Genomic DNA, 26,079 nt, shown 5'->3' on the forward strand with positions numbered 1-26,079 from the left:
AAAAAACTATGAAAAAACTCTTATTACTAGGATTAGTATCTGTGTCGACTTTTGTAATGTCACAGAAAATGAAAGTCGTATCTGGAAATTTTGATTTTCTTAAAGGAGAAAAAGAGCTAAATCTACAAATGGATTACAACCAAATGAAATTCTATAAGGAAAACATGGATGAATCGGATTATATTGCTAAACAGGAGAAAGATATCCAAAAAGCGAATAAAAATCCTGAAGAATTTACAAAATGGAAAAAAGATTGGGAATATTCCAAAAATACCCAGTTTGTTGATAAATTTTTGGCTTCTATGAATAAAAATACAGACATCAAAACATCTGTAAATAATAAAAAAGCTAAATATACTCTTGTTGCTCAAACGGTTTGGATATATCCAGGTTGGTTTGCCGGTGTGATGAATCAGCCTTCTAAAGTAAGTATGATTTTAAAATTTGTGGAAACATCGAACCCTTCAAATGTTCTTTTAGAGATTGATAGTAAAAATGCGCCAGGAGACAATTTTGTTGGCCTTCCAAATAATAATGACAGAATATCTGAAAGTTATGCCAAAACGGCTAAAACCTTAGCTAATATGATTGATAAAAAAGTAAAATAATTAAATTATACTTTATGAAAAGACCGCCAATCGCGGTCTTTTTTATTGCTGTTCGAGCTTTTCTACTTTGATATAATTCGCAAGATTAATAACTGCTGAGTCGTGTAATCTTACAAACGGATTCTTTTTGTTCCAAACATAACCTGCCAGAACTGCACAAATTTTTCTTTTAACATCAGGATTTTCGGGTTGATGGAAAAATAATTCCTGAAGATTTCCCGTGTACCATTCCTTCACGTAGGTTGTGAAAACGTTCACGCCGTATAGAATATAATCCGAATATTCTTTTTGCCAGTCAATCGTTTCACCGTTCAGTTGTCTTAAAGCTAATTTTGCAGCCAGCATTCCGGATTCTGTAGCGAAAGCCATTCCGGATGAGAAAACCGGATCCAGGAATTCTGACGCATTTCCAGTTAAAGCAAATCCGTCTCCAAACAAACTTTTTACAGAGCAGGAATAATCTTTCAAATGTCTCGGCTCAAAAATAAATTCAACATCACCAAAGCGCTTCACATAATAGTCAGAAAGGGAAATTGCTTTTCTTAATGCAGCTGCTGTGTCTCCGTTTTCGATTAAATTTTCAATGTATTCAGTTGGTCCAACAATTCCCAAACTTGTGTTGCCGTTTGAGAAAGGGATTACCCAAAGCCAGACTTCAGTTTCAATAATGTCAAAAGAAATCAAAGTGCCTTCAACACCTTCTTCTCTATTAATATCGTCAACGTGAGAAAATATCGCTGAGTGTGGAGACAGTTTCGAAGGTTTTTCTAAATCTAAAAGTCTCGGTAAAACCCGTCCATAACCACTGGAATCAATAACAAATTTAGCGTGAATTTCCTTGGTTTCGCCGTCTTTATTCTTGACTGTTGTAATAGAATCAGTTCCGTTAAATTCTATTCCAACAACTTCGGTTTCGAATTCAAGATCGATTCCTTTTTTAATAACTTCCTGAGCTAAGGTATTGTCAAAATCGGCTCTCGGAACCTGCCAGGTCCAGTCCCAACCTTCTCCGAACTTGTTGCTGAAATCGAAAATACAAACTTCATCACCTCGCATAAAACGAGCGCCCAATTTCTTCTCAAATCCCATTTTGTCCAAGGCAGGAAACAGTCTAGCTTCTTCAAAATGATCCATCACGCGGGGAATCAAACTCTCGCCAACAACCAGTCTTGGGAATTTTGTTTTTTCAACAACTTTAACGTTGATGTTGTTATTTTTCAGATATGCAGAGGAAACACAACCCGAAGGTCCTGCGCCAATTACGAGAACATCAACAAATTCTTTACTCATTTGTTTAATAAAACTTTTATCTTTGCGCAAAATTAATGACAAATATTTAATTATATTCCAAATTTGTCTTTTATTCCTATAATTAATGAAAATTAGCAACCATTTAAGCATTCGGGATTTCCAAAGGGTGATTATTGAAAATGAAAATGTTGAGTTGGATGATTCACTTTTGCAAAGAGTTAATGCCAGTTTCCAATTTCTAAAAGAGTTTTCAAAGAACAAAGTCATTTATGGTGTCAATACTGGTTTTGGACCAATGGCACAGTTCAAAATCAACGATAGTGATACGCATCAGCTTCAGTACAATTTGATAAGAAGCCATTCTTCAGGTATCGGAAATGCTTTGCCAGCGGATGAAGTTAAGGCTTGTATGTTGGCAAGACTGAATGTTTTGTCATTAGGACATTCCGGCGTTCACGATTCCGTTGTGAATTTGCTTAAAGAATTGATCAATAGAGATATTACACCCTTGATTTTCGAGCACGGCGGTGTTGGTGCAAGTGGTGATTTGGTTCAGTTGGCACACTTGGCTTTAGTTCTTATTGGTGAAGGTGAGGTTTTTTATAACGACGAAAGAAGATCAACAAAAGATGTTTTTACTGAGCTAGGACTAGAACCGATAAAAGTCGAGATCCGTGAGGGTTTGGCTTTGATGAACGGAACTTCTGTGATGTCAGGAATCGGGATCGTAAATGCATATAAAGTCAATCAACTAACTGACATTTCTATTAAATTATCTTGTGCAATCAATGAACTGGTTCAGGCTTATGATGACCATTTTTCAGAATCTTTGAATGCGACTAAAAAACATCTCGGACAACAAAAGGTTGCAGAGAAAATGAGAGCTTATTTGTCTGATAGTCAATTGATAAGAAAAAGAGAAGACCACTTATATACAAGCTTTGAGGAGCAAGATAAAGTTTTCAAAGAAAAAGTTCAGGAATATTATTCATTAAGATGTGTTCCTCAGATCTTGGGGCCAGTTCTAGATACATTGGAATACACAGAAAATGTACTTGAAAACGAGATCAATTCTGCTAATGATAATCCTATTATCAATGTTGAAGATCAACACGTTTATCACGGCGGTAATTTCCACGGGGATTATATTTCGTTGGAAATGGACAAGCTGAAAATCGTTGTTACAAAGTTGACAATGTTAGCAGAAAGACAATTGAACTATCTTTTGAATTCTAAAATCAATGAAATCTTTCCTCCGTTTGTAAATTTGGGGAAATTAGGTTTCAACTTCGGGATGCAGGGTGTTCAGTTCACGGCAACTTCTACAACGGCGGAAAGCCAGATGTTGTCGAATCCAATGTACGTTCATAGTATTCCTAACAATAATGATAATCAGGATATTGTAAGTATGGGAACCAATGCGGCAGTGATCTGTAGAAAAGTGATAGAAAATGCTTTCGAAGTATTATCAATTGAGTTAATTACCATTGTTCAAGCTATTGAATATCTTGGTTTTCAAGACAGGATTTCATCTTCAACAAAAGAATTGTATGATGAGATTAGAAAAATAATTCCGGCTTTTTCTGATGATATGGTAATGTATCCATACTTGCAAAAAGTAAAAGAATATCTGATGAAAACCGAAGCGTTACATCAATAATCAAATAATAAAAGAAGATTATGAAATGTGCAATTGTAACTGGAGGTTCCAGAGGAATTGGTAGAGCAATCTGTTTGAAACTGGCAGAAGAAAAGAATTATCATATTTTGATCAATTACACTTCCAATCAGGCTGCTGCAGAGGAAACTCTACAAAGGGTTAAAGAATTGGGTTCTACTGGAGAAATTCTTAAATTTGATGTAGGAAATGCAGAAGAAGTACAATCGGTTCTTGGAAATTGGCAGGAAAAAAATCCGGATTCTGTAGTTGAAGTTATTGTCAATAATGCAGGAATCACAAGAGACGGGTTGTTTATGTGGATGAAACACGAGGACTGGAACAATGTTGTCAACACCAGTTTAAATGGGTTTTTCAATGTGACTAATTTCTTTATTCAGAAATTGTTGCGTAACAAATATGGCAGAATCATCAATATGGTTTCTGTTTCCGGAGTGAAGGGAACAGCAGGGCAAACCAATTATTCTGCAGCAAAAGCAGCGGTAATTGGTGCGACGAAAGCTTTGGCTCAAGAGATTGCTAAGAGAAATATTACAGTTAATGCCGTGGCGCCAGGCTTTATCAAAACCGATATGACTCAGGATTTTAATGAGAATGAATTGAAAGCAATGATTCCAGCTAACCGGTTTGGAGAAGCAGAAGAGGTGGCTGATTTGGTAGCATTCTTAGCATCAAAAAAATCGTCTTACATCACTGGGGAAGTCATTAACATCAACGGAGGTATCTACTCATAAAATAATGTAATCCGATTACGTTATTAAAAATAAAAGAATGGAAAATAGAGTTGTGATTACCGGAATGGGAATTTATTCCTGTATTGGGATTTCTTTGGAAGAGGTAAAGAAGTCACTCTATGAGGGTAAATCCGGAATTGTTCTGGATCAGGATAGAAAAGAGTTTGGATATAGATCAGGTTTGACAGGAAGTGTTCCGAAGCCGGATCTCAAAAGTCTTCTCAACAGGAGACAGCGTATCAGCATGGGCGAGGAAAGCGAATATGCTTATCTGGCAACCATCGATGCGTTGAAACAAGCTGGGATTGAGCAGGATTTTCTGGATGCTAATGAAGTAGGCATTCTTTATGGTAATGATAGCGTTTCTCAGGCAGTTGTCGAGGCGACTGATATTGTAAGAGAGAAAAAAGATACAACATTAATGGGTTCTGGTGCGATTTTCAAATCTATGAATTCCACCGTTACAATGAACCTCTCCACGATTTTTAAATTAAGAGGAATCAACCTGACCATCAGTGCAGCTTGTGCCAGTGGCTCGCATTCTTTAGGATTGGCTTATCTATTGATTAAGAACGGAATGCAAGATGTTGTGGTTTGTGGAGGAGCTCAGGAAACCAACAAATATTCAATGGCGAGTTTTGACGGATTAGGCGTTTTTTCGGTAAGAGAAGATGAACCTGCAAAAGCCTCAAGACCATTTGATTCCGGAAGAGATGGATTGATTCCGAGTGGCGGTGCAGCAACTTTGATTGTAGAAAGTCTGGAATCTGCGCAAAGACGAGGCGCAAACATCATTGCAGAAATTGTCGGTTACGGTTTCTCATCCAACGGCGGACATATCTCTACACCTAATGTGGACGGGCCAGCTTTGGCAATGGAAAGGTCTCTGAATCAAGCTGGATTAACAGCAAAAGATATCGATTATATCAACGCTCACGCAACATCTACACCCTTAGGCGATGCGAACGAGGCCAAAGCGATTTATGAAATTTTCGGTAATGAAATTCCTGTAAGTTCTACCAAATCTATGACAGGTCACGAATGTTGGATGGCTGGTGCAAGTGAGATTATTTATTCAATTCTAATGATGCAGAATGATTTTATCGCTCCGAATATCAATCTCGAAAATCCGGACGATGACGCAAAAAAGATAAATTTGATCTCAGAAACAAAAAATCAAAAAATTGACGTATTTTTGTCGAATTCTTTTGGTTTTGGAGGAACCAATTCGTCACTAATTGTTAAAAAATTTGTTTAAAAACACTATGGAAAGAGAAAAAATTGTTACGGTTGTTAATGATTTTCTTGTCAATGAGTTTGAGGTCGATCGCGATGATATCGTTAACGATGCCAATTTTAAGGAAACACTGGGCTTAGACAGTCTGGATTATATCGATATGGTTGTTGTAATTGAGTCTAATTTTGGTGTGAAATTAGGCGAAGCCGACTTCAAAAAAGTTGTTACTTTCGATGATTTTTATGATACAATAGAAACCAAAATTTCTGAAAAAGTAGCATAATTAATAAATTCAACGATATACCAATATTTAGGATAAATTGGTAAACATCATTATATGAACAAGTGGAAAGGTAAATCCAAAGGAACGATACTCGGTTACAGGATTTTCGTTTGGAGCATCAAGAATCTTGGCGTCCGTAGTTCATATTTTGTGTTGTATTTTGTAGCCACTTATTACTTCTTGTTTCTTAAGAAGAGCAACCAATACATTTCTTATTATTTCACAAAAAGATTAGGTTATAGTTTTTGGAAATCGAAGTTGTCGGTTTTCAAAAGCTACTTTGTTTTTGGAAAAGTTTTGATTGACAAAACGGCCATTTCAGTAGGTTTACGAAACCGATTTACTTATGAATTTGACGGAATAGAAAATCTCAAAAACCTTCTTAACGAAAAAAAGGGAGGCGTTTTGATTAGTGCACATATCGGTAATTTTGAGATTGCAGAACACTTTTTTGCAGATATCGATTTTGATGCGCAGATTAATTTAGTTACTACAGATCAGGAAGTTACCATCATAAAAGAATACTTGGATAGCGTTGCAATTAAAAAAAGCAATATCAAATTCATCAATGTCAAAGACGATATGTCGCACATTTTCGACATCAATCAGGCTTTGTCAAACAACGAATTGATTTGTTTCACGGGCGATCGCTATTTCGAAGGTTCCAAATTTCTTGAAGCAGAATTGCTAGGTAAAACCGCCAAATTTCCCACCGGACCATTTCTCATTGCATCCAGACTGGGTGTTCCCGTTGTTTATGTTTATGTGATGAAGGAAAAAAATCTTCATTATCACTTGTACGCAAGAGTGGCTCAGAACATCAAAAACCGCGATTCTCAGGGCTTGCTCAATTCATATGTTCAAAATCTGGAAACGATGCTCAAAAAATATCCGCTCCAGTGGTTCAATTACTTTGACTTTTGGGACGATATTGATTAATTTTCAATATTTTTATGGCAGCTTAATCCGCCTTCCGCTCCCAATCTTTTTATTTTTTAGCAAAAAAACAAAAAGGATTTCCGCTCAAGTCGGGCTGCGCGCGATTCAACGCTAAAAATTAATAACCAGAAAAAGCTAAATTGGAAAAAGAATACGACATATTGGTTATCGGAAGCGGTTTAGGAGGTCTTGTTTCGGCGCTTATTTTGGCGAAAGAAGGTCTGAAAGTGTGCGTGTTGGAAAAGAATAATCAATACGGAGGTAACTTGCAGACTTTTTCCAGAGACAAACTCATTTTTGATACAGGTGTTCATTATTTAGGCGGATTGTCACAAGGTCAAAACCTTAATCAATATTTCACTTATCTTGGAATAATGGAAGGGCTGAGTCTGAAAAAATTAGACGAAAATGGCTTTGATAAAATCACTTTTGATAATGACGATTTAGAGTATCCACACTCTCAAGATTATGACAATTTCGTGGAGCAACTTTCCAAATTTTTCCCTGAAGAAAAAGAAAATATCATCAAGTATTGTGATGGAATTCAGGAAGTTTGCGCTCAATTTCCACGTTACAGCCTTTACAGAAAAGAAAAGTATAGTGACGAAATTCTTTACACTAATGCTAAAGATTTTATAGATTCTGTCACTTCAAACGAAAAGTTGAGAGCTGTTTTGGCAGGTTCTAATTTTCTATATGCAGGAGTTGGAGAGAAAACGCCTTTGTATGTTCACGCACTCACGGTCAATTCTTATATCGAAAGTGCTTTCAAATGCATCAATGGCGGAAGTCAGATCACAAAATTATTAATCAGAGAACTCAGAAAACACGGTGCTGAAGTTTATAGACATTCTGAAGTTTGCCAATTTATTTATAACGAAGAAAATCATCTGAAAGCTGTTGAAACCAAATGTAGGAAACGATTCTTCGCAAAACAGTTTATTTCTAATATCGACATACGAAGAACTGTCGAGCTTATTGGAGAAGATAAGCTGAAAAAATCTTACCTCAATCGTGTCAATGATTTGGAACCGGTTGTGTCTTGTTTTTCGGTTTATATTAAATTGAAAGATAATTCATTACCTTATTTCAATTGCAACTTTTATAATTATTCTTCCATAGAAAAAGTCTGGAATGCCAGTTCTCCATCAACTAAAAATTGGCCGGAATGGTATATGCTTTCCGCCACACAATCCAAGCATAATCCAGATTTTGCCGAAAGTCTTACTGCTCTTGCTTATATGAATTTTGATGAGGTTAAAGAATGGGAAAAAACACAAAATACCTTTGCTGAAAGCGAAGATAGAGGTAAAGCATACGAAGAATTTAAAAGTGAAAAAGCTAAAATTCTGATTCAGAAAATGGCAGAAAAGCATCCTTATATTTTAGATTCGGTAGAAGAGATTTATACTTCAAGTCCATTATCATATCGTGATTATATCGGCTGTTACGAAGGCGGAATCTACGGTTATGTAAAAGATTCTCACAATCCGTTGAAAACCGTTTTCTCTGCCAAAACAAAAATTCCGAATCTTCTATTGACAGGTCAAACCGTTAATATGCACGGCATTTTGGGCGTAACCATTGGCGCATTTGTAACTTGTTCGGAGATTATTGGGAAAGAAGTTTTAGACGAACGTTTGATGCAAGCTCTAAATAAGAATTGATGAAAAAAGCATTACTATATTTTTTATTAATTCTGAATCTCACTTCCTGTGGAACTTCCAAGTCTGTTCGTTACATTCCGGATGTAAAACAATATTCTCTTGAAATTCCGAAGGTTAACAAAATCAACGATTCAACTTTTAGCTTCAGTCAAAATTATTTAACAAAAAATAAACAACAGCTTTGGGAGCTTTACATCAAAGGAAATCCTTTGCAGTTAGGTTACAATAATGGTGCATTGACACAAGATCTGATGCAGAAACAGGAAGAGATTTTCTTTTCCAAGGTTGAAGGTTTTGTGCCGTCAAAATTCAAACAAAAATTATTACGGGGTTTTTTAAAATGGTATAACCGGAAAATGTACCTGAATGTCCGTGATGATTATCAGGCTGAATTGTACGGATTATCTCAATATTCATCGGATAAATATGATTTTATTGCGCCCAAATTCTTGAGAAGTATGTATCTGCACGGCGCGCACGATATCGGCCACGCGATGCAGGATTTGATGATGGTTGGATGCTCTTCTCTTGCCGTTTGGAATGAAAACTCAGAAGATGGCGATCTGTTGATTGGACGGAACTTCGATTTCTATGTGGGCGATGAATTTGCTAAAAATAAACTCATCGAATTTGTAGAACCAGAAAACGGAATTCCTTATATGTCAGTTAGCTGGCCCGGAATGATTGGTGTAGTCTCCGGAATGAATAAAGAAGGAATTACAGTGACAATCAATGCAGGAAAATCAAAAATTCCGTTGACGGCAAAAACACCGATTTCTCTGGTGACTAGAGAAATTCTTCAATATGCTAGAAATATTGATGAAGCTATTGCGATTGCAAATAAGCGGAGAGTTTTTGTTTCCGAATCGATTTTAGTTGGAAGTGCGAATGATAAAAATGCTGTGATTATTGAAGTTTCTCCGGATAATTTTGGTGTTTATAAAGTTGAAAACTCAAGTAAAATTTTCTGTACGAATCATTTTCAATCTGAAGCTTATAAAGAAGATAAAAGAAATCAAAAACATATTGTAGAAAGCCATTCGGAATACCGCTATGAAAAATTACAGGAACTTCTGCAGGAAAATCAAAAGCTTAATCCTAAAAAAATGGCTGCGATTTTAAGAGATAAATCGGGTCTTAAAGGAGAGAAAATTGGTTATGGAAATGAGAAAGCGCTTAATCAGCTTTTAGCACATCACGCTGTAATTTTTTCACCTCAGAAAAAACTGGTTTGGGTTTCCTCAAATCCTTATCAGTTGGGAGAATTTGTCTGTTATGATTTGAATGAAATCTTTACTGATAAACGTTTGCAAAATGGAAAATTTGCCAAGTCAGAACTGAATATCGCAAAAGATCCTTTTGTCGATTCTCAGGAATTTGAAAATTATGAGATTTATAAATTAATGCAATCAGAGATTATTTCAGCAATTGAAAAAGATGATGTTTTGTTGAGTGAAGATTTTACAAAAGAATACCAATCTTTGAATCCTGATTTTTGGTTGGGATATTATTTAGCCGGAAAATATTATTTCAAACAAAAAGAATATTCTAAAGCTAAAGTTGAATTTGAAATGGCATTGACAAAGGAAATCACAACAGTTCCAGATAAAGAAAATGTAGAAAAATACTTGAAGAAAACTTTGAAGAAATTGAAGTAAAATGACAAACTTCGTGGTTGTAAACGTACTTTGTTTTATGTTGAATCTTGCAACCCGACTTGAACGGAAATCCTTTTTTGCTTTGGCTAAAGTTCTATTCAAATTGAAAAATTCTGCAAAAAAGATTGGGAGTGGAAGGCGGATAAGTTGCCTAAAATATTCTATCCCTGTTTAGGATTCACTTTATTCAGGAAAAAATAAAATCCCAATCCGAAAATTGTGGCAACAGTAGTCGCAAGAATAAAACTCCCAATTACATATTGCAGCAGATTGTTTTTTACCAATTCGAAATCTAAATCGTGATTCAGAAAATCGCTTTCTCCACTCACAAACGGCGCTCCGATAAACAAAGAAGCTGCAATAATAAACGGAATAAAAGGTGGCAAACTGATATTTGAAAATACAAAAGCCAATACTTTATTCAGTTTAAAAACGACTGCTAAAGAAATGACAATCAACGTCTGAAATCCCCAAAACGGAGATAAACCAATGAAGGTTCCAAGCGCAATGGAAAACGCTTTGATTCGGTTGCTGCCGTCGCTTTCCAGCACATCTTCTTTTATAAATTTTCTAAGACTTTTTTTTTTGAAATTCCTGAAAAAATTTCTCGGAATAATGTAGAAAATGGTAATGAAAACCAAAATAGTATTCAGAATACTGATTCTTGTAAAGTCGCGAAATGGCCGAAAATGTGAGACTCTTTCCGCAGGATCATAAAGTACTTTTACAGGAACATTTTTGACAGGAACATGCTTCCAGGCTGTTCTCACGATGATTTCGATTTCGAACTCAAATTTGGGTGTGAAAAATTTTTTTGGAATCTTTTTTAAAGGATAAAGGCGGTAGCCGGATTGTGTATCTTGTAACTTAATTCCAGTCTCAAACCAAAACCAAAAATTAGAAAAGTTATTCCCGAAACTACTTTTTCTGGGAATTCCGTCCTGAGACATATTTCGGTTTCCAATCAGCAGAACATCTTCTTTTTCGCTAAGCAAAGCTTCTACAAAAACAGGAATATCATCAGGATAATGCTGCCCATCAGAATCAATGGTTATCGCATAATGATAACCCAATTCCTGAGCTTTTCTGAAACCGATTTTCAGACCGTTTCCTTTCCCTTTGTTTTCGGGTAAAGAAACAACTGTAATTTGAGGATAATTTTTAAGGATTTTCGGCGTAGAATCTGTCGAACCATCATTAATTACAATAATATTTCCGGTGTAATCCAAAACACCGTCAATCACTCTCTTCAGAGTCTTTTCGTTATTGTAAGTCGGTATTAAAACACATATTTTCTTTTCAGAAATGGCGTTTTGTACTTCGGAGATGGTCATTGTTTTATTTTAAGGTCGCTTTTTCTGCTGCCGTCATTGTTTTGGATTGTGCAGCAAATTTTTTGATATAGCTTTTCAGTGCAGCATTTTGCTTGCTGTAATTGTTGAGGACGAATTCTTTATCTTCCTTCAAGTTCTTATGATAACCTACAATTTTAGGCACATTTTCCTGAACACTTAATCTTATTAATCTTAATTCCGTATTGTTAGGATTACTTTTTATTAGGCTTTCCAAACTAGTTGCTCCGGATTTTACGAGCGCTTTTCTTTTGCCCTCTGTAGACACTTTAGCCTCCAAAACTTTTGCCGCTGCTTTGTAACCGGAAACCACAGGATCAGAAGATGTTTTTTTGTCAGCAATTTCTATGAAGTTTTTAGCATTTTCTTTGGATTGATTGGCAACAGCGTAACTGTCTCTCAAAGCTTCCAAATCCGAAGATTGAAAGAACATCACGAAAGCTGCCAGTAAGGATAGCATCAGTTTCATAACTATATTTTTTTATAGGTAACTGACAATTTCAATGCAATAGTTTCGCCAAAAGTGGTGGTATTTTTTACTTTTATTTCGTCTTCGTTCTCGTTGATGTCCATTTCTAAAACCAAATCCGGCGTTTCAAATGGATTGATGATGGCCATAAACTTCACGTTAGAAGCCGATTTCAGGAACAGTTTAGAATTGGTAAATTCTTCTGTCAAATCTTTCACAATCTGCATCATACAAACACCTGGAGTCACCGGATTTCCAGGGAAATGGCCATTGAAAATTTGGTGGTCTTTGTTTAAAGTAATATTAGCCGTAAAACCTTTTTCAGTTTTTTCGTGAGAGGTAACAGCATAAAAATCATTAAGAATGCTCTGCATAATTATTCGGTATCCGTGATTTGAAATAGTTTGATGTTGATATTGAAATCTTTGTGTTGCAAATCAATACTATCTGCGAAGATATGTTTTTTCGCATCAAAAGTAAAATCGATTTTTTCCTTATTGTTCTTCGTATAAACCACTTTTTTCAATAGAGAATTATTCTTGTTATAGAACAAATAAAAAGATTGATTGTCGATTTTGGAGAGATAAATTTTAGAATTGTCGTCTTCAAAACTTTCTGCGACAGGATATTCTCTTTTCAATAATCTTTGAAAATCATTTTTAAGGAAATTAATCACCAATTTTTTATCCAGATCTGGAAGAACGTAATTGAGTTTAAAATCTTGATCAGCAATCTCAAAATCTATCAGTTTATTACCAAAATCCGACGTCATCACGACGCGATGTGTTGTTTGGCTGATCTTTTTAATAATTAAAATTCCGCTGACGTGATTATTATAAATATCCATTTGACATTTATAAACATAATCTTCGTTCGACGAAAAATAGAGATTTTCAACCTTTGTTTCAGAATTTGGAACAGATTTTATGTCTGTCAGCTTATAGGTTTTGCACGAAACAAACCATAAAAAAATCAGACTATAAAGAAAACTCTGAAGCAGAAATCGGCGCATTGATTTTGGTGTTTTTGAAAACAATGTTGGTTGTGTCACCGGAAGCTTCTGTCATATTCACTTGCGAAACTGTGGATTCATCTTTTGGAAACTGGAGTTCAATTTGTTTGATGTATTTCAATAACTGAGCAGATTTCGGGGTGAATTTGGCGATATTGTAATTCGTATTTTTGAAATAGCTTACAGAAAATTCCGGATCGTTGAACATTTGCCCGTTCGAACTTCCAACAATCAGCTTGTTGATTTTTTCAAAGGTTTTGCTCTTGGCATCAACCGAAGATTTTTTTCCTTGGTCGTTGATGAAGATTTTGTTGTCCTTGAAAATAATGCTGTATTGATAAGGTTTTGTGTATTTCCAGCTCAGAGTGTTCGGAGATTTCAGAGACATTTTACCGTAAGTCACGATACTTTTGTCTAAGAAATCCATCTTTTTGGTTTGTGTAAAATCACTTTGTAATGTCTTTATATTTCTGGTTTCAGAAGAAACTTTGGAAACGAACGCTTTTGATTCTGCTGCGGACATTGTTGTATTTTGGCCAAAAAAGAAGCCTGAAATCAATAAAAATGTGCCTAAAGCTATATTCTTAATCATTATTTGTAGAATTAATCATTGAATCAACCGTAAAAGTTGAATAATTTTCGCGCTTCAAAAATAGCAATAATTCGACCAAAACGAGGTAGGTTTTCTCAGATGTGTCGTGCAGAAGAATGATACTTCCGGGTTTCAGATTCTTAATAATTCTGTTATAAATCTTTTTCTCATTATCCATCACAGTATCAAGAGAGCGGACATTCCAGCCGATACTTTTTTTCTGAGTTTTGCTGATGGCTTTTGCAATATTCGGATTGGTTACTCCGAAGGGCGGACGATACAAATCGGTTTTAATATTCCCGATTTTAGAAATTACTTCATCACATTTTTCAATTTCCTCAATCATTTTTGGACTTGATAAAAATCCAGTGTTATTGGAATGGGAATAAGTGTGATTTCCTATTATATGACCTTCCGCAATGATTCTTTGAAATGTTTCCGGAAATTTTTCAATCTGTTTTCCGATACAGAAAAAGGTGGCTTTTACATTATTCTTTTTCAGAATATCTAAAAATTTCGGAGTAAATTCTGTTGGTCCATCGTCAAAGGTCAGAGCCACTTCTTTGATTTTTGTTCTTTTTTGAGTGATAGAATTAATGAAATATTTTAATTGAATATCAAAAGAACCCCAAACAACCGTTGCTGAAAAGAGAATGAAACAGAAAACGTACATCCAGATACTTCCATTGAAAACATAAACGAAGATGTTCCAAAAAAGATAAAGTAGGATGAATGAATAATGTTTCATCTAAGCATTGTTTAAGCTTTCTCCAGCAAAACCAGACTATGGTCGTTCCCACCAAGATGATTATAAAGCAAAATATTTTTCAGTTCTTTCTTCTTCACAGAATTAATCATCATCACTTCCGGAATCTCTTGATTTTTAAGAATATGACAAGCCATAAATGTTGAAAATCCACTTGCTGTATTGAATTCTCCGCTCAAATGTTTGTAATATAGTTGTGATGAATTTTGGAATAATTCAGAAGCATTTTTGTAATAACTATCAGATTCAGAATCTCCACTGAAACCTAAAATCACAGTATCAATTTCATCATTTTTCAAATTATTTTTAACTAAAAAATCTTCAATGAATTGTCGGGTTTCTGTTAATTCTAATTTATTACAGATTTTAATATCCGTCAGCTGAGCATAAGACGTTTCCGTTTTTTCTTTTCCTAGAACAAAAAAGCTCGAACCTTCGCCCCAAATCACACCTTCTGTTGTCGAATTCAGATAATCGGCCGGAAGATTTTCTACTTTTTTAATGGTATTGTTCAGTTTGTACAATTCCATCGTTCTTTCAGTTTGTTCGTCTGTTGAACCTACCAAAACATTGTCCGCTTCGCCATCATTGATTTGAAGCTTCGCATCTAACATAGAAAATTCTAAGGACGAAGAAGTGTTTACATACGTGAAATTGTAAGCGTGACATTGCAGACCTAACGCAATTTGTCCCGCAACCGTATTATGTGTGGATTGAATAAAAAATGTCGGCGTCAAAAACTCTTCATTATTTTCAATCACGTTTTTCAAAAACTTTTCAGAATCCTGAGAGCAACCCATTCCTGTTCCAACAATAATGGCATCAGGATTTTCAATTCCCGCTTCTTTTAAAGCATATTGTGAAGCTACAGAACTCATCTTTACAGTTTTAGACATTCTTCTGCTTGCTGCGGGTGGAATGAATTCCTTGTAATTGGGTTCGATCGCTTTTAAAACCTGAGATGAATTTTCAGGCTTAAGATTTTGGAAAAAATTTTCGTTTAAAGTGTCCTGAGCAGATATGCAGGCTACACTGTTGATGTAAACGGCACTCACGATTTTGAGAAAATTAAAGTTGAACAATTTCCTCCAAAGCCAAACGAATTGGAAAGAACGTGGTTAATCTTTTTCTCTTTGAGCTCAGTTACAGGTGTTAAATCAAATTCTTCCATTTTATTTTTAAAATTTAGATTCGGAAAAATAAGATTATTTTGAATGACCAATAACGAATAAACCGCTTCAATTCCCGCCGCTGCAGCCAAAGTATGACCTGTAAAAGCTTTAGTAGAACTGAATTCCGGAACTTTATTTTCTCCAAAAATTCGGATCATTGCAATACCTTCTGACAAATCATTATTCGGAGTTGCTGTTCCGTGGACGTTGATGTAATCAATGTTTTCTTTATCTAAGCCAGAAATTTTCAATGCTTTTTCCATCGCCAAAAAAGCACCTTGTCCGTTTTCCGAAGAAGCCGTTTGATGATGTGCATCGTTGGCATTTCCGTATCCAGAAAGATAGCCCAGAACTTTTTTGTTTTCTTTTTTCACAATTTCATCAGATTCAAGAACCAGAAAAGCCGCCGCTTCTCCTAAATTCAAACCTTTTCTATTGTTGTCAAAAGGCGTGTTGTAGGAATCCGTCAGAATCATCAATGTGTTGAAACCATTTAAAGTAAATTTTGAAAGAGAATCTGTTCCGCCGACAATTACGCGATCCAAAATGCCGCTTTTAATCAATTTTGCGCCCATCATAATAGCATTGGCTGCAGATGAACAAGCTGTACTGATGGTCGAAACCATACCTTTCAAACCCAGATAATCCGCAATCACCAAAGATGAATTTCCGGCATCGTGTGCGTCAATATATTTTTGCTTTTCAGGAAAGTCTTCGTAAGAGTAGAAATATTTTTCGGTAACATCCATTCCTGCAACGCTTGTTGAAGAAATGAATCCAGTTTTATACTCATTAATGTCGGAAATTCCGGCACTTTCTACAGCTTCTTTGGCAGCCATCATTCCTAATAAAGATGTTCTTGTCGCATTATTATCTTCATTTAACTGAAGTTTTTGCACCAATTCATCATTAGACAATTTGATTTCGCCGGTTTTTATTTTCCCGGAATGGCGCGTTTCAAACAGACTAATGTTTGAAATTCCGTGTTTTCCGTTTGTCAGCGACCTCAAATTTTCCTCCACATTGTTTCCAATCGCGGAGATGATGCCCATTCCTGTTATGGCAATTTTTTGACCCATCTTCTACAAAATGTAACATTGTATCGATATAACAGTTTACCAATTGCTAGACTGCTAAATTGATACATTGGTATATTAAATTATTTTGTACGATTTTCTTCAATGAATTTCGCCATTACTTCAATAGATTGGAAGATTTCTTTCCCTTTTTTCGGGTCAGATAATTTGATTCCGTATTCCTTTTCAAGAAGAACGATTAATTCCAAAGCGTCGATAGAATCCAATCCAAGACCACCTCCGAAAAGCGGATCGTTGTCTTTGATGTCTTCTACAGCAACATCTTCCAGGTTAAGAACATCTACGATTTTGTTTTTTAATTCTAATTTTAAGTCGCTCATAATTTTTTATTTGTCAGTGTATAAATGCTTGTCTGATACACTTATATTATAGTTTAATTTTTACTTGTTTAGCAAATATACGAAAGCATTATAACTTTCCTGATAGAGCTCTACCCATCCGCACAATACTTTTTCGGCTTTCCCAGACTGCAAAATCTGTTCCGAGTAATTGTTTAAAAATTCTTCATCAAATTCGTCCAACACAAAAAAAGCATTCTCTGTCTGCATTTTATGCTTGATGCTGATTTCGCCTACACAAATATTCGGTAAGGTATAAACAAAAACGGCAGGACTTGGAAAATAATTTTCCTGAGAATTGATGCTTTCCTGATATTTGAAATCGGTATCTAAACTTGATGATCTGTTGGCAAAAACTAAAGCTGTTCTGCTATGGTCTTCGTCTTTTAAAATCATTTCAGAAGCAAGAAAAGCGAGTTTGCTTAAGTTATCCATTTTATGAAATTTAGGATAATTTAATTCTAAACTTTTATAAGCTTCTTTCGCAAAATCTGAAAAATTTTCGGTTGGGGTTTCAAAAATAGCCTCGTTGTTGAGAATGATTTTTGAGTTTTGTATGGTACAAATATCTGTTTTCTTCATTACTAAAGTTTAAGGCTTTTTCGTTGGATTTTGATGCGTGTTGAAAACAGAAAACACCACAATTTCGTTGTCTATAATTTCGTAAATAATGACGTACGGAAATTTTTGGATATATGCTTCACGAAACTGACCACTTTTCAAAGGATAATGAAGCGGATTTTTGGCAATTCTATCAAAAAACTTGTGGACACATTTCAGAAATTCATTATCTAAACCTTTTCTTTTACGTTGATAATATTCAATTGCTTCTGCTAAATCTTTGTGAGCTCTTGACTTTAAAATTAATTTATAAGTCATAATCCTTCATCAGCCTTTGCTTCACTTCTTCCCAGGTATATGAAGGAGTCTCACCTTTTAAATGTTTCTCCCTTTCAAGTTCAAGCTTTTCGTAATACCAATCGGGAACAGCAGGATAGTTGTCTTCCTGTTCCTCAACATCTATGATTCCGTTGATGATGCGTAAAATCCTTTCATCTGCAATATCGATAAACTCGTGAATTCTTTTTCTAATGTCTATGGTAGATTCCATTTCCTAAACTTTAATTCTATAAAATTACAAAATTATTTTAGCATTTTTCCAAAACGATTGCTGCATTGCACCCTCCAAAACCTGAAGCTGTTTTCAAAATATATTTGATTTCCGCAGATTGGTTTTCTTTAATAATACTCAAAGGTTGGGAAGTTCCCGTTTCTTCAAAATTTTTAGACGAAATTAAAGTGTTTTGTAAAGCGCTTTCCATTGAAATAATAGTTTCCAGCAATCCTGAAGCTCCCAAACAATGTCCGTAATACCCTTTCAAACTATTTAAAGGAACATTCTGTAATCCCATTCTGTTGAAAGCGATGGCTTCCATTTCGTCATTATATATTGTTGCCGTTCCGTGTGCAGAAATAAAATCAATTTTTTCTGTTGGGATATTGGCCTCTGCCATTGCATTTTTAATGCTTGCAAATAATCCGTCACCGGTTCTTGAAGGTCCGGAAATATGGTTGGCATCATTGATGGCAGAATCTCCTAAAATTTTAAAACTAAATTTTTCGTTTGAGATTGCTTCGTCACTTTGTTCCTCGCAATGACTTGTAACATAAACTGCAGCCGTCGCATCCCCAATGTTGATTCCGTCACGGTTTTTGTCGTAAGGCTTACAGATTTCCGTTCCAATCGCTTGGAAAGAATTAAAACCTGAAATCACAAACTCTGAAATTTCATCTCCGGCAACTACAAAAGCATCTTTGTATTTTCCAGCCTGAATCATATTTTTGGCAACAGCAATTGCCATCACTCCAGAAACACAGGCATTGGAAACAACAATCGGTTTTGTTTTAAATCTGAAGAAGTCAGCAATTTTTTGAGCTAAGCTGGAAAGAAAAACGCCTTCCGGTAAAGTTTTCTGGTTTTTTAATAAACTGATATTTCCTTTTGTGGTTGATAAAATAAAAGCCGTTTCGTCTGAAATCTGATGTTTTTCAATTAAAGGTTTTAAACTCAGCAAAAACATTTTTTCCAGTCGTGTGAAATTCTGATTGTCGAAGTTTTTATTGAATTCTTCGTTTAACTTTTCAGAATCAACCATTGAAGCATAAAAAGGCTCCTGATTTTCTATGATTTTATGTAAAGCTACGCCGGATTTTCCTTCCAAAAGAGCATTCCAATTCGAAGAAACATCGAAGCCTAAAGGTGTGACGCAATTGTAATCTGTAATATAAATTTCCTTCCTCACTATAATCCCATTTTATCTTTCCAAGCCTGAAAAAACTCAGGATTATACAAACATAAATTATTGTCAGAATCCAGGAAAACCTGAATGGTTTCTCCTGAGCAGACCAATTTATTTTCTTCGTTAAAAAGCTCGTATTTATAGATCAATTTCGCTGAATTTGAATTCACGAAAGTGGTTACAATTTTAAAAGTTTCTCCATATTTTAAAGGCAGAAAATGTTCGCAGGTACTTTTTACAATAGGTGTTACAAATCCCGCTTTCTGAATGTCAAGATAAGTCAAACCGTGCTGTCTTCCAAAAGCTTCTCTTCCGTCTTCAAAATACACGATGTAATGACCGTGCCAAACAATTCCTAACGGGTCTGTTTCGTTGAATCTTACACGTACTTCTTCGGTACAAGTTAAATTTTTAGACTGCATTTTGTTTTCTTTCGTAAAATAATGCAATGGCAACCATCGCTACATAAAATAAAAATAAGAAAATCAATTCTTTGGCAATTTCACCGATTCCGCTGTTTCTTAAAATAATGTCGTAATAAGCATTTAATCCCCAATTCATCGGAGAAAATGCGGCGATTTTCTGCATAAATTCAGGCATCAGAAATACCGGAACCCAAATTCCACCGACTGCTGCCAAAACAACAACAGAGGTTGCACCAAACGGAGCAGACTGTTCCTGAGTGTCGGCAATTGTTCCCAATAAAACTCCGAATCCGATGGCGGCTAATCCTGCAAACAAAGTGACAATGATAAGATTAAACATTTTCCCGGTCACATCAAATTGTGGCAAATCCATATAGGGGAAAAGCCACACACCTACGACAACCATCAATAAAAACTGAATGACGCAAATAATCAGATACGTAAATGTTTTTCCTAAAATATGAATGTAATACGGAGTCGGGCTCACACGAACTCTCACGCTCGTTCCCTGACTTTTTTCTTTAACTAAATTAATCGACAAAGGCACCACAATAAAGAAAATCGCAAACAATGCCCAAGCTGGAACATTGTGCTGAACGGAATTTGGTTTGGCTTCCAAAGCAGATTTCGGAACGATTTCCTTAAAAGTAATCAAACTTTTGTTGTCCAAATCCTCCGTTGTTCCCAATTGGTCCTGGAATGCTTTGTAGATTTTTTTATTCTCAATCTCGAAAACCATTTTATTGATGGCATTCATCACCGAATTTTTAAATCCGGCATTGGTTGCGGGATCAAAATATAAATGGATATCTTTCGCTTTGGAGGCTACAACTTTTGTTGCGGTCGAATCGGATTCTAATCCAAATGAACTGACAATCGTCTGAACCTTTGAATCAATATTTGAATTAATATCTTTCGTCAAATTTTGAGGAATGACAATCGCCATTTGATATTCGCCAGAAAACACAGCTTCTTTAGCCGAGTTTTCGTTGTAATCTGTCAAAAGCTGAAAACTTTTGCTGGCTTTCAGTTCAGATTCTATTCTTTTTGAAATTTCAGAATGGTCGTTGTCGATGAAAATAATCGGGATTTTTGAACCTTCCAGATTTTTAAATGTCGAATCCTGAATCAATGTAATGGTAATTATCAGTAGCAAAGGCATTAAAAATATAATGACAATTCCTCCGATATCACGCTTCAGTAAAAGGATTTCCTTAAAAAAACTTCTCCACAGTTTATACAACATCTCTCAGTTCTTTTCCGGTTAATGATATGAAAACGTCTTCCAGGTTTTCTGCGTTGGCAACTCTTTGCACCAGTTCGTCAGGTGTTCCGGTTGCGTGAATTTTTCCGTGGTCGATAATGGCGATTTGGGTACAAAATTCTTCAGCTTCCGATAAATGATGCGAAGTATAAATGATACAAGTTCCTTTTTTATTTAAATCTAAGAGATAATCGATAATCGCTTTTTTAGACTGAACATCAACGCCAACAGTAGGTTCGTCCAGAAACAATACTTTCGGATTGTGAAGTGTTCCGGCAATCAGATTGCAACGGCGTTTCATTCCTCCCGAAAACTGGTCGACTTTTTTACCTGCGAATTTTGACAAGCCCATCAATTCTAAAGATTCATCAATGGTGTCTCTCAATTTTTTGTGGCTTAAACCATACAAACTTCCGAAAAACATCAGGTTTTCTTTGGCCGTTAAAGTCGGATACAATGCATATTCCTGTGGAACAACTCCAATAATCTGTTTCAATTTTGAACTGTTTTTCTGAGGCGAAAGTCCGTTGATGGTAAAACTTCCCAAAGTTGGTTTAATTAAACCTGAAAGCATAGAAATCAATGTGGTTTTTCCGGCTCCGTTTGGTCCAAGAATTCCGTAGATTTCGTTTTTAGATATATTTAAAGAAATATCGTTTACAGAAAATTCTTCTGCATTTTTATATTTCTTATAAAGATTTTTTATTTCTATTATATTCTCCAAACTAGATTGCTTTTCTCAGTTTTTTATAAAAAGCCTCTTCCAAATCAGCAATATGTAACATCGATTTTGAAAGCTGATTGTAAATGTCGCTTTTCGAATTTCTGTTTTTATAAACTCTTGCAATATCCACGGCAAAATCTCTCCAAAGGTCACCAATTGCGGTAATTTCTTTGGATAATTCTTTCAACTCGTCATTTTTTAGAATCACAGCAGCTTCCTGTAAAAAAGCGCCGTAAATAAATCTGAATCCGCCACCGCCAGTTCCAATCTCTTCCTGCATTCTGATGAGTTGTCCAAGATAATGGTTGGTCACTTTTGTTCCCTTTTTATCCGCCCATTTCGGGATGCTTTTTGCCACCCAACGCATTGCTTTTACTCCGATTAAAGGAACGGGAGCTAACATATTTGTGCAGGTGTCTTTAATTCCTTTTTTTATCGCTTCTTCCAAATTTACAGTTTCTGGAATGTACGTCGGGAAATACATATGACCTTTCGGTGGAAGTGCGCCTTTTGCGTATCGAACTTTTTCCAATTCGGCTTCTGAAAGGGAAGTTGCGAAATCCATTACAGGATCGCTGATTAAAAATCTTCCGTTTTCTTTTCCGTAAACGACAAGATTATGAGCGTTAAAATGGAATTTATATTCTTCAGGGAAATAAGTCAGGTTGAAAACGCCAACTTGTAAACCTGTCGGGATATTTTGTTCTAAATTTTTCTCTAAAGCAGTTTGCGCATCTTTTGGATTGGAGAATTTTTGTCTCTTGATTTTAATTCCCAGTCTTTTTGCGGCTTTGCTGAAAATCGCACCCGGCATTGGACGGTAGCTGAATCCCGGCGCAAAATTCACTTTCAGGAAAGGTAAATACACGAAAAACAATCCTGAACCGATTCCGAAAATCATTGGTTCGCTGAGTTTTAAACCTTTGTTGAGTAATAGATTGGAGGCAACACCGTTTTCGCAATGTGCGGTCTGATGGTGTTCAAAGTTGATCTTCATTGTTATTTACCGTCGAAGTTTTTTAGTTCGTCTACTGAAATTCCGAATGCATCTGCATATTTTTTCAGGGTAGAATCGCTGAGTTTTTTAAAAATGTTTGGTTTTGCGTGTCTTTTCACAGTCCATTGCCATTTGTCAACATAGGCTGCAAGAACCTGTAGATCCATTTTATTAAGTTCCATAAAATAGATGATGGGACTTACGATTCCATTTGCAACATTCTGTTTAGCTTCTGCGATACGCTCGTAAATCAATTCCATTGATTCGTCCAACGCCGCTTTTTTAGCTTCCCAACCAATGCTTTGAGCTGTGGTGTAATTGTTATTTTCATCCGTCACATATAACACTTCGGTCATATTTGCAGACTGCAAATTACTTTCGTCCTGGGGAATATCCTGTTTTTTCATCGTTATTGTTTTATTTCCTGAATAAACAAATTAATTTCAGCTCTGATTAATATTTCATCATCAAGAAAAGTTTCGCAAAAAATGTTGCAGATGTTTTCAAATTGAGAGATTAATGATGCTTTTGAGATGATGATATCATCCACTTTTGGCAATGCGAAAATCTCTATTTTTTTGATATTCGTAATGAAACCGATTACTTTTGTCTCAATATTCGGATTCTGGAAAAAACTTTGTCCGAGGATCGATGAACACGTTTGCGCCAAGTTTTCTATTAATCCAGCTTCAACAAAGTCATTATCAGAAACAAAAATATTGTCTTCGGTAATTTTAAATGATGTGATGACTTTTTCTTCCGTCAATTCCAAAATGTAATCTGTCATCAGCATTGGTTTGCGATGCGGCAGAAAATTGTGGATGTTGATTAAGTTTTCAGTCTTCAGTTCCATATTTTATTTTAACCACAAAAGTCACAAAAGTTTTAGCCATTTTTTTATTTCAAAAAGTTCAAAAAGATTATCATCTTAAAACTATTTTTTCTGAACCTAGATAATTACTTTTTCTTTTGTGACTTTTGTGGTTTATTTTTTAATTATTTCACAACGGTTTTCATCTGCGATTTTGCAATCACTTTATCATTGATTTTTGTAATGATCTCTACCAGAGTTACGCCCATCATTTCATTAATGATAGTTACTTCTGATTTCAATACATCTCCAGTTTGAGGTAAACTTTCAGCTTCAAAAGATTTGATAGCGCCGATGTAACCTGTCGGAGATTCTTTGCCTAAAAGAAAATATTTGTAACCTGTATGCAAAGCAACACTCTGCGCCTGATGTTCAATCAAACCAGAGGCTTGAAATGTGTTTTCATTAACAAAAATATTGTCTTCTTTAATGACAAATTCGGAAATCAAATGATTTTCCGAATATTCCAAGAGTCCGCTTACCATTACAAAAGGAAACTTTTGCGGAATCAGACTTTCTATAAAATCTTTGTCAGAGTTTGGTAACTTGATTTCCATTAACAAACCGTCAATAATGCACAAGAATAAGCAAATCTTCCACTTTCCGGAACACAAAGAAGGATTTTTTCTCCTTTTTTCAGTTTTCCGGAATTCATCAATTGTTCTACAGCAATAAAGATGGATCCAGCACCGATGTTTCCAACTTCAGAAAGATTATAGAACCATTTTTCCCAAGGAAAATCTAAACCTACATTGGCAAATTCTTGCTTCAATCCGTCTTTAAAATAACCGGAAGAAATGTGCGCCAATACGTGATCTACAGATTCCGGATCCAACTCGTGTTTATCAAAAGACGTTCTCAAACTTTGCGCTCCTTTTACAAGAATATATTGATCCAAAATTTTTGTGTCTTGTTTCAAAGCGAAAATTGATTGCTTTAACCACTCGTCAGAAGGATAATCTGCCCAAGATTTTAGACTTCCATCTTCCTGTTTTTCACACCCGGAGTACATACAAGCTTCGATCTCGTGAGCGTAAGAATAGAAATCGATCCATTCGATTCTTAAAGAAGTCTGGTTTTCTCTTGGTTTGTTTTCTAATAAGAATGCACCAGCACCGTCAGAAAGCATCCATCTCAGAAACTCTCTTTTGAATGCTACGATTGGTCTTTCTTCCAAAAGCTTCAGGTTTTCTGCTTCGTGATCAAATTTGTCCGCTGTCATCCAAGAAGAAAATCTCTCAGAGCCTACGCAAACAGCGTTATTTTTAACACCTGCTTTTACAGACAGGAAACCGTAATTAAGCGCGTTCATCCCAGAGTTGCAAAGTCCCATTGATGTATTGATCTCAACGGATTTGTTCATACCCAATTCACCGTGAACCATAGATGCGTGAGACGGCTGTATTTGGTCTGCAGACGTTGTTCCGCAAGATAACAGTTCCATATCTTCTTTTTTGAAATTCTCATCAAAAAGTCCGTTAATTGCATTAGCTGTAATCTGAGCATTGGTATGAGTGGGTTGTCCGTTTTTGTCAAGCGCATAATATCTGGTTTTGATTTGATTATTTCTCAAAATCAGTGCCCTTGCTTTAGAAGGTGTATTGTTTACCAAACCAAGATAGCTTTCCATATCGTCATTGACTATCGGTTCGTTTGGTAGGTATGTAGAAGATTTGGTGATATAAACGTTACTCATTTTTTATTTTAAATTAATTCCTTGTAAATATTCTCTTTGTTTTTTTCTTTTAAACCACAATATTGGTGTCATAAGGATATGTGGGACCAAAACTATGGGTGAAATAATCCAGATCGCTGCCATCAAATATACCTTAAAGAATTTTATCAGCAAAGGACGCTTTTCTTTTTTCTTGATAATCAGATTGGACCATACGGTGAAAATTTTGTTACCGACTTTCTCTACTCTTACCAAAAAAGGTCTTATTTCTACCGCTCCGTTTTTGACCAGATCGGGCTGAAGATCCTTAAAGTTATTTTCGCGCAAATGCCCTTCAATAATCTTACCATACTTTACAGAACCGGCAATTTCTTCGTCAGAAATTCCCGCAGCAGGTAAAATTCCGGATTTTTCTTTTTGTCCAGTTGTTAGCCAACGCAAGATTGTAAGAACGCTTGTGTAGTTGTCGTGTCTGTCAACTAATGCAATATTTCCGACCAGTTGAGCCTTTAAATCACGCAGATAGACTTTCAGTTTTTCCTGAGAAAGCATCCACATATTCCTGGTTCCTGAGATTGTAACAACAGGAGTATCTTTCAGGATGTTTTCTGCATAACCGCTTTTCAGAAACGAAATAATCGGAATAGAAGGTGTTAAATACCAAACCTGATAGCCGAAAAGAATCAAATCAAATTTTTGATTAATAACATCTTCGGGTGGTGGAAGGATTTCGCTTGGGATTTGCAGATAAGACTCCGGAAATGTATTGAAAAAAACATCACTTGGCCACGGAAAAGGGAAATCCTTTTTGAGCTGGATGTTGTAATAAGTGACACTGTATTCGTCTTTTTTTTCCTCAAAAGGCTGAGCTATATTCTTCACAATATCCTTCAGTTGTCCGGTTTGTGAATAGTATATGACAAGAATTTTTTTAGGCATTAAAAAAATGGTTTTATACAAAACTATGATA

Annotated in this window: 31 protein-coding genes; 8 read left to right on the top strand and 23 right to left on the bottom strand. The window is 35.6% G+C overall.

Annotated elements, in window-relative coordinates; genetic code table 11:
- Window positions 1-8 precede the first annotated feature (8 nt).
- Window positions 9-608, top strand: coding sequence for a hypothetical protein (locus BXY58_RS03175; RefSeq protein WP_147366793.1), 600 nt, complete (start codon window positions 9-11; stop codon window positions 606-608).
- Between the two features lie 42 nt (window positions 609-650).
- On the opposite strand, the gene BXY58_RS03180 is transcribed toward BXY58_RS03175, so the two are convergent.
- On the bottom strand, window positions 651-1,898 hold the full coding sequence (locus BXY58_RS03180; protein WP_120212346.1) for an NAD(P)/FAD-dependent oxidoreductase: 1,248 nt from the start codon (window positions 1,896-1,898) through the stop codon (window positions 651-653).
- 85 nt (window positions 1,899-1,983) lie between these two features.
- On the opposite strand from BXY58_RS03180, the gene flxA reads away from it, so the two are divergent.
- The 7 genes from flxA to BXY58_RS03215 all read left to right on the top strand — a co-directional run bounded on the left by flxA (window position 1,984) and on the right by BXY58_RS03215 (window position 10,055).
- Window positions 1,984-3,519 carry a flexirubin biosynthesis tyrosine ammonia-lyase FlxA gene (gene flxA, locus BXY58_RS03185; protein WP_120212347.1) on the top strand — a complete coding sequence of 512 codons (1,536 nt, stop codon included), beginning with the start codon at window positions 1,984-1,986 and terminating at the stop codon, window positions 3,517-3,519.
- A 20-nt stretch (window positions 3,520-3,539) separates the two neighbouring features.
- Window positions 3,540-4,271 (top strand): flexirubin biosynthesis SDR family reductase FlxB, encoded by a 732-nt coding sequence (gene flxB, locus BXY58_RS03190; RefSeq protein WP_120212348.1) that lies wholly within the window; start codon window positions 3,540-3,542, stop codon window positions 4,269-4,271.
- A gap of 37 nt (window positions 4,272-4,308) precedes the next feature.
- Entirely contained in the window at window positions 4,309-5,529 is a 1,221-nt protein-coding gene (locus BXY58_RS03195) for a beta-ketoacyl-[acyl-carrier-protein] synthase family protein (RefSeq protein ID WP_120212349.1), read from the top strand.
- Between the two features lie 7 nt (window positions 5,530-5,536).
- On the top strand, window positions 5,537-5,791 hold the full coding sequence (locus BXY58_RS03200; RefSeq protein ID WP_116034323.1) for an acyl carrier protein: 255 nt from the start codon (window positions 5,537-5,539) through the stop codon (window positions 5,789-5,791).
- A 54-nt stretch (window positions 5,792-5,845) separates the two neighbouring features.
- The gene (locus tag BXY58_RS03205; protein ID WP_120212350.1) at window positions 5,846-6,730 is read left to right on the top strand and encodes a lysophospholipid acyltransferase family protein; all 885 of its coding nucleotides are present in this window, start codon (window positions 5,846-5,848) and stop codon (window positions 6,728-6,730) included.
- Window positions 6,731-6,870: 140 nt separating this feature from the next.
- Entirely contained in the window at window positions 6,871-8,397 is a 1,527-nt protein-coding gene (locus tag BXY58_RS03210; protein ID WP_120212351.1) for a phytoene desaturase family protein, read from the top strand.
- The gene (locus BXY58_RS03215) at window positions 8,397-10,055 is read left to right on the top strand and encodes a C45 family autoproteolytic acyltransferase/hydrolase (RefSeq protein WP_120212352.1); all 1,659 of its coding nucleotides are present in this window, start codon (window positions 8,397-8,399) and stop codon (window positions 10,053-10,055) included. Before BXY58_RS03210 ends, BXY58_RS03215 begins: the two co-directional genes overlap by 1 nt.
- 161 nt (window positions 10,056-10,216) lie before the next feature.
- Here the strand turns inward: BXY58_RS03215 and BXY58_RS03220 are convergent, their stop codons facing one another.
- The 22 genes from BXY58_RS03220 to BXY58_RS03325 all read right to left on the bottom strand — a co-directional run bounded on the left by BXY58_RS03220 (window position 10,217) and on the right by BXY58_RS03325 (window position 26,048).
- On the bottom strand, window positions 10,217-11,389 hold the full coding sequence (locus BXY58_RS03220) for a DUF2062 domain-containing protein (protein ID WP_120212353.1): 1,173 nt from the start codon (window positions 11,387-11,389) through the stop codon (window positions 10,217-10,219).
- Window positions 11,390-11,393: 4 nt separating this feature from the next.
- Window positions 11,394-11,876: a hypothetical protein gene (locus BXY58_RS03225; protein ID WP_120212354.1), complete on the bottom strand. Its 483-nt coding sequence runs from the start codon at window positions 11,874-11,876 to the stop codon at window positions 11,394-11,396.
- Window positions 11,877-11,878: 2 nt separating this feature from the next.
- The gene (locus BXY58_RS03230; RefSeq protein ID WP_120212355.1) at window positions 11,879-12,250 is read right to left on the bottom strand and encodes an ApeI family dehydratase; all 372 of its coding nucleotides are present in this window, start codon (window positions 12,248-12,250) and stop codon (window positions 11,879-11,881) included.
- Between the two features lie 2 nt (window positions 12,251-12,252).
- Window positions 12,253-12,888: a flexirubin biosynthesis protein LolB2 gene (gene lolB2 / locus BXY58_RS03235; protein WP_120212356.1), complete on the bottom strand. Its 636-nt coding sequence runs from the start codon at window positions 12,886-12,888 to the stop codon at window positions 12,253-12,255.
- On the bottom strand, window positions 12,854-13,480 hold the full coding sequence (gene lolA2, locus BXY58_RS03240; protein WP_120212357.1) for a flexirubin biosynthesis/transport protein LolA2: 627 nt from the start codon (window positions 13,478-13,480) through the stop codon (window positions 12,854-12,856). Before lolA2 ends, lolB2 begins: the two co-directional genes overlap by 35 nt.
- Window positions 13,473-14,228, bottom strand: coding sequence for a polysaccharide deacetylase family protein (locus BXY58_RS03245; RefSeq protein WP_120212358.1), 756 nt, complete (start codon window positions 14,226-14,228; stop codon window positions 13,473-13,475). Before BXY58_RS03245 ends, lolA2 begins: the two co-directional genes overlap by 8 nt.
- 11 nt (window positions 14,229-14,239) lie before the next feature.
- Window positions 14,240-15,301 carry a beta-ketoacyl synthase N-terminal-like domain-containing protein gene (locus tag BXY58_RS03250; protein ID WP_120212531.1) on the bottom strand — a complete coding sequence of 354 codons (1,062 nt, stop codon included), beginning with the start codon at window positions 15,299-15,301 and terminating at the stop codon, window positions 14,240-14,242.
- A complete protein-coding gene (locus tag BXY58_RS03255) occupies window positions 15,298-16,497 on the bottom strand; it encodes a beta-ketoacyl-[acyl-carrier-protein] synthase family protein (RefSeq protein WP_120212359.1) in 1,200 nt (399 codons plus the stop codon). The genes BXY58_RS03250 and BXY58_RS03255 overlap by 4 nt, the downstream gene beginning before the upstream one ends.
- An 80-nt stretch (window positions 16,498-16,577) precedes the next feature.
- Window positions 16,578-16,835, bottom strand: coding sequence for a phosphopantetheine-binding protein (locus BXY58_RS03260; protein WP_074236227.1), 258 nt, complete (start codon window positions 16,833-16,835; stop codon window positions 16,578-16,580).
- 60 nt (window positions 16,836-16,895) lie between these two features.
- Window positions 16,896-17,435 (bottom strand): 3-oxoacyl-ACP synthase, encoded by a 540-nt coding sequence (locus BXY58_RS03265; protein ID WP_120212360.1) that lies wholly within the window; start codon window positions 17,433-17,435, stop codon window positions 16,896-16,898.
- A gap of 9 nt (window positions 17,436-17,444) precedes the next feature.
- Window positions 17,445-17,732: a type II toxin-antitoxin system RelE/ParE family toxin gene (locus BXY58_RS03270; RefSeq protein ID WP_120212361.1), complete on the bottom strand. Its 288-nt coding sequence runs from the start codon at window positions 17,730-17,732 to the stop codon at window positions 17,445-17,447.
- Complete coding sequence (locus BXY58_RS03275; RefSeq protein WP_120212362.1) at window positions 17,722-17,964, bottom strand: addiction module family protein; 243 nt, start codon at window positions 17,962-17,964, stop codon at window positions 17,722-17,724. The genes BXY58_RS03270 and BXY58_RS03275 overlap by 11 nt, the downstream gene beginning before the upstream one ends.
- A gap of 37 nt (window positions 17,965-18,001) precedes the next feature.
- Window positions 18,002-19,156: a beta-ketoacyl synthase N-terminal-like domain-containing protein gene (locus BXY58_RS03280; RefSeq protein WP_120212363.1), complete on the bottom strand. Its 1,155-nt coding sequence runs from the start codon at window positions 19,154-19,156 to the stop codon at window positions 18,002-18,004.
- Window positions 19,156-19,575 carry an acyl-CoA thioesterase gene (locus BXY58_RS03285; protein WP_120212532.1) on the bottom strand — a complete coding sequence of 140 codons (420 nt, stop codon included), beginning with the start codon at window positions 19,573-19,575 and terminating at the stop codon, window positions 19,156-19,158. Before BXY58_RS03285 ends, BXY58_RS03280 begins: the two co-directional genes overlap by 1 nt.
- On the bottom strand, window positions 19,565-20,824 hold the full coding sequence (locus BXY58_RS03290; RefSeq protein WP_120212364.1) for an ABC transporter permease: 1,260 nt from the start codon (window positions 20,822-20,824) through the stop codon (window positions 19,565-19,567). The genes BXY58_RS03285 and BXY58_RS03290 overlap by 11 nt, the downstream gene beginning before the upstream one ends.
- Window positions 20,814-21,566: an ABC transporter ATP-binding protein gene (locus BXY58_RS03295; RefSeq protein WP_120212365.1), complete on the bottom strand. Its 753-nt coding sequence runs from the start codon at window positions 21,564-21,566 to the stop codon at window positions 20,814-20,816. The genes BXY58_RS03290 and BXY58_RS03295 overlap by 11 nt, the downstream gene beginning before the upstream one ends.
- 1 nt (window position 21,567) lies before the next feature.
- Window positions 21,568-22,563: a BtrH-related acyltransferase DarH gene (darH, locus tag BXY58_RS03300; protein WP_120212366.1), complete on the bottom strand. Its 996-nt coding sequence runs from the start codon at window positions 22,561-22,563 to the stop codon at window positions 21,568-21,570.
- Between the two features lie 2 nt (window positions 22,564-22,565).
- A complete protein-coding gene (gene DarG / locus BXY58_RS03305; protein WP_120212367.1) occupies window positions 22,566-22,970 on the bottom strand; it encodes a flexirubin biosynthesis protein DarG in 405 nt (134 codons plus the stop codon).
- Between the two features lie 2 nt (window positions 22,971-22,972).
- Window positions 22,973-23,416: a hotdog family protein gene (locus BXY58_RS03310; RefSeq protein ID WP_120212368.1), complete on the bottom strand. Its 444-nt coding sequence runs from the start codon at window positions 23,414-23,416 to the stop codon at window positions 22,973-22,975.
- 143 nt (window positions 23,417-23,559) lie between these two features.
- A complete protein-coding gene (locus BXY58_RS03315; protein ID WP_120212369.1) occupies window positions 23,560-23,991 on the bottom strand; it encodes a hotdog family protein in 432 nt (143 codons plus the stop codon).
- Complete coding sequence (darB, locus tag BXY58_RS03320; protein ID WP_120212370.1) at window positions 23,991-25,130, bottom strand: dialkylresorcinol biosynthesis protein DarB; 1,140 nt, start codon at window positions 25,128-25,130, stop codon at window positions 23,991-23,993. The genes BXY58_RS03315 and darB overlap by 1 nt, the downstream gene beginning before the upstream one ends.
- A 3-nt stretch (window positions 25,131-25,133) precedes the next feature.
- On the bottom strand, window positions 25,134-26,048 hold the full coding sequence (locus tag BXY58_RS03325) for a dialkylrecorsinol condensing enzyme DarA (RefSeq protein ID WP_120212371.1): 915 nt from the start codon (window positions 26,046-26,048) through the stop codon (window positions 25,134-25,136).
- Window positions 26,049-26,079: the final 31 nt, after the last annotated feature.

The sequence above is a fragment of the Epilithonimonas arachidiradicis genome, assembly GCF_003610695.1.
Taxonomy (GTDB): Bacteria; Bacteroidota; Bacteroidia; order Flavobacteriales; family Weeksellaceae; genus Epilithonimonas; species Epilithonimonas arachidiradicis.

What these genes read in the sequence shown, in the direction of transcription:
- BXY58_RS03325 (WP_120212371.1), bottom strand. Translation starts at nt 26,048, where the DNA reads ATGCCTAAAAAAATTCTTGTCATATACTATTCACAAACCGGACAACTG.
- BXY58_RS03275 (WP_120212362.1), bottom strand. Translation starts at nt 17,964, where the DNA reads ATGGAATCTACCATAGACATTAGAAAAAGAATTCACGAGTTTATCGAT.
- flxA (WP_120212347.1), top strand. Translation starts at nt 1,984, where the DNA reads ATGAAAATTAGCAACCATTTAAGCATTCGGGATTTCCAAAGGGTGATT.
- lolA2 (WP_120212357.1), bottom strand. Translation starts at nt 13,480, where the DNA reads ATGATTAAGAATATAGCTTTAGGCACATTTTTATTGATTTCAGGCTTC.
- BXY58_RS03205 (WP_120212350.1), top strand. Translation starts at nt 5,846, where the DNA reads ATGAACAAGTGGAAAGGTAAATCCAAAGGAACGATACTCGGTTACAGG.
- BXY58_RS03310 (WP_120212368.1), bottom strand. Translation starts at nt 23,416, where the DNA reads ATGGAACTGAAGACTGAAAACTTAATCAACATCCACAATTTTCTGCCG.
- BXY58_RS03260 (WP_074236227.1), bottom strand. Translation starts at nt 16,835, where the DNA reads ATGAGCGACTTAAAATTAGAATTAAAAAACAAAATCGTAGATGTTCTT.
- BXY58_RS03195 (WP_120212349.1), top strand. Translation starts at nt 4,309, where the DNA reads ATGGAAAATAGAGTTGTGATTACCGGAATGGGAATTTATTCCTGTATT.
- BXY58_RS03175 (WP_147366793.1), top strand. Translation starts at nt 9, where the DNA reads ATGAAAAAACTCTTATTACTAGGATTAGTATCTGTGTCGACTTTTGTA.
- lolB2 (WP_120212356.1), bottom strand. Translation starts at nt 12,888, where the DNA reads ATGCGCCGATTTCTGCTTCAGAGTTTTCTTTATAGTCTGATTTTTTTA.
- BXY58_RS03290 (WP_120212364.1), bottom strand. Translation starts at nt 20,824, where the DNA reads ATGTTGTATAAACTGTGGAGAAGTTTTTTTAAGGAAATCCTTTTACTG.
- BXY58_RS03200 (WP_116034323.1), top strand. Translation starts at nt 5,537, where the DNA reads ATGGAAAGAGAAAAAATTGTTACGGTTGTTAATGATTTTCTTGTCAAT.
- BXY58_RS03265 (WP_120212360.1), bottom strand. Translation starts at nt 17,435, where the DNA reads ATGAAGAAAACAGATATTTGTACCATACAAAACTCAAAAATCATTCTC.
- BXY58_RS03215 (WP_120212352.1), top strand. Translation starts at nt 8,397, where the DNA reads ATGAAAAAAGCATTACTATATTTTTTATTAATTCTGAATCTCACTTCC.
- BXY58_RS03315 (WP_120212369.1), bottom strand. Translation starts at nt 23,991, where the DNA reads ATGGAAATCAAGTTACCAAACTCTGACAAAGATTTTATAGAAAGTCTG.
- BXY58_RS03255 (WP_120212359.1), bottom strand. Translation starts at nt 16,497, where the DNA reads ATGGGTCAAAAAATTGCCATAACAGGAATGGGCATCATCTCCGCGATT.
- BXY58_RS03230 (WP_120212355.1), bottom strand. Translation starts at nt 12,250, where the DNA reads ATGCAGAGCATTCTTAATGATTTTTATGCTGTTACCTCTCACGAAAAA.
- darH (WP_120212366.1), bottom strand. Translation starts at nt 22,563, where the DNA reads ATGAAGATCAACTTTGAACACCATCAGACCGCACATTGCGAAAACGGT.
- flxB (WP_120212348.1), top strand. Translation starts at nt 3,540, where the DNA reads ATGAAATGTGCAATTGTAACTGGAGGTTCCAGAGGAATTGGTAGAGCA.
- BXY58_RS03285 (WP_120212532.1), bottom strand. Translation starts at nt 19,575, where the DNA reads ATGCAGTCTAAAAATTTAACTTGTACCGAAGAAGTACGTGTAAGATTC.
- DarG (WP_120212367.1), bottom strand. Translation starts at nt 22,970, where the DNA reads ATGAAAAAACAGGATATTCCCCAGGACGAAAGTAATTTGCAGTCTGCA.
- BXY58_RS03270 (WP_120212361.1), bottom strand. Translation starts at nt 17,732, where the DNA reads ATGACTTATAAATTAATTTTAAAGTCAAGAGCTCACAAAGATTTAGCA.
- BXY58_RS03220 (WP_120212353.1), bottom strand. Translation starts at nt 11,389, where the DNA reads ATGACCATCTCCGAAGTACAAAACGCCATTTCTGAAAAGAAAATATGT.
- BXY58_RS03225 (WP_120212354.1), bottom strand. Translation starts at nt 11,876, where the DNA reads ATGAAACTGATGCTATCCTTACTGGCAGCTTTCGTGATGTTCTTTCAA.
- BXY58_RS03245 (WP_120212358.1), bottom strand. Translation starts at nt 14,228, where the DNA reads ATGAAACATTATTCATTCATCCTACTTTATCTTTTTTGGAACATCTTC.
- darB (WP_120212370.1), bottom strand. Translation starts at nt 25,130, where the DNA reads ATGAGTAACGTTTATATCACCAAATCTTCTACATACCTACCAAACGAA.
- BXY58_RS03180 (WP_120212346.1), bottom strand. Translation starts at nt 1,898, where the DNA reads ATGAGTAAAGAATTTGTTGATGTTCTCGTAATTGGCGCAGGACCTTCG.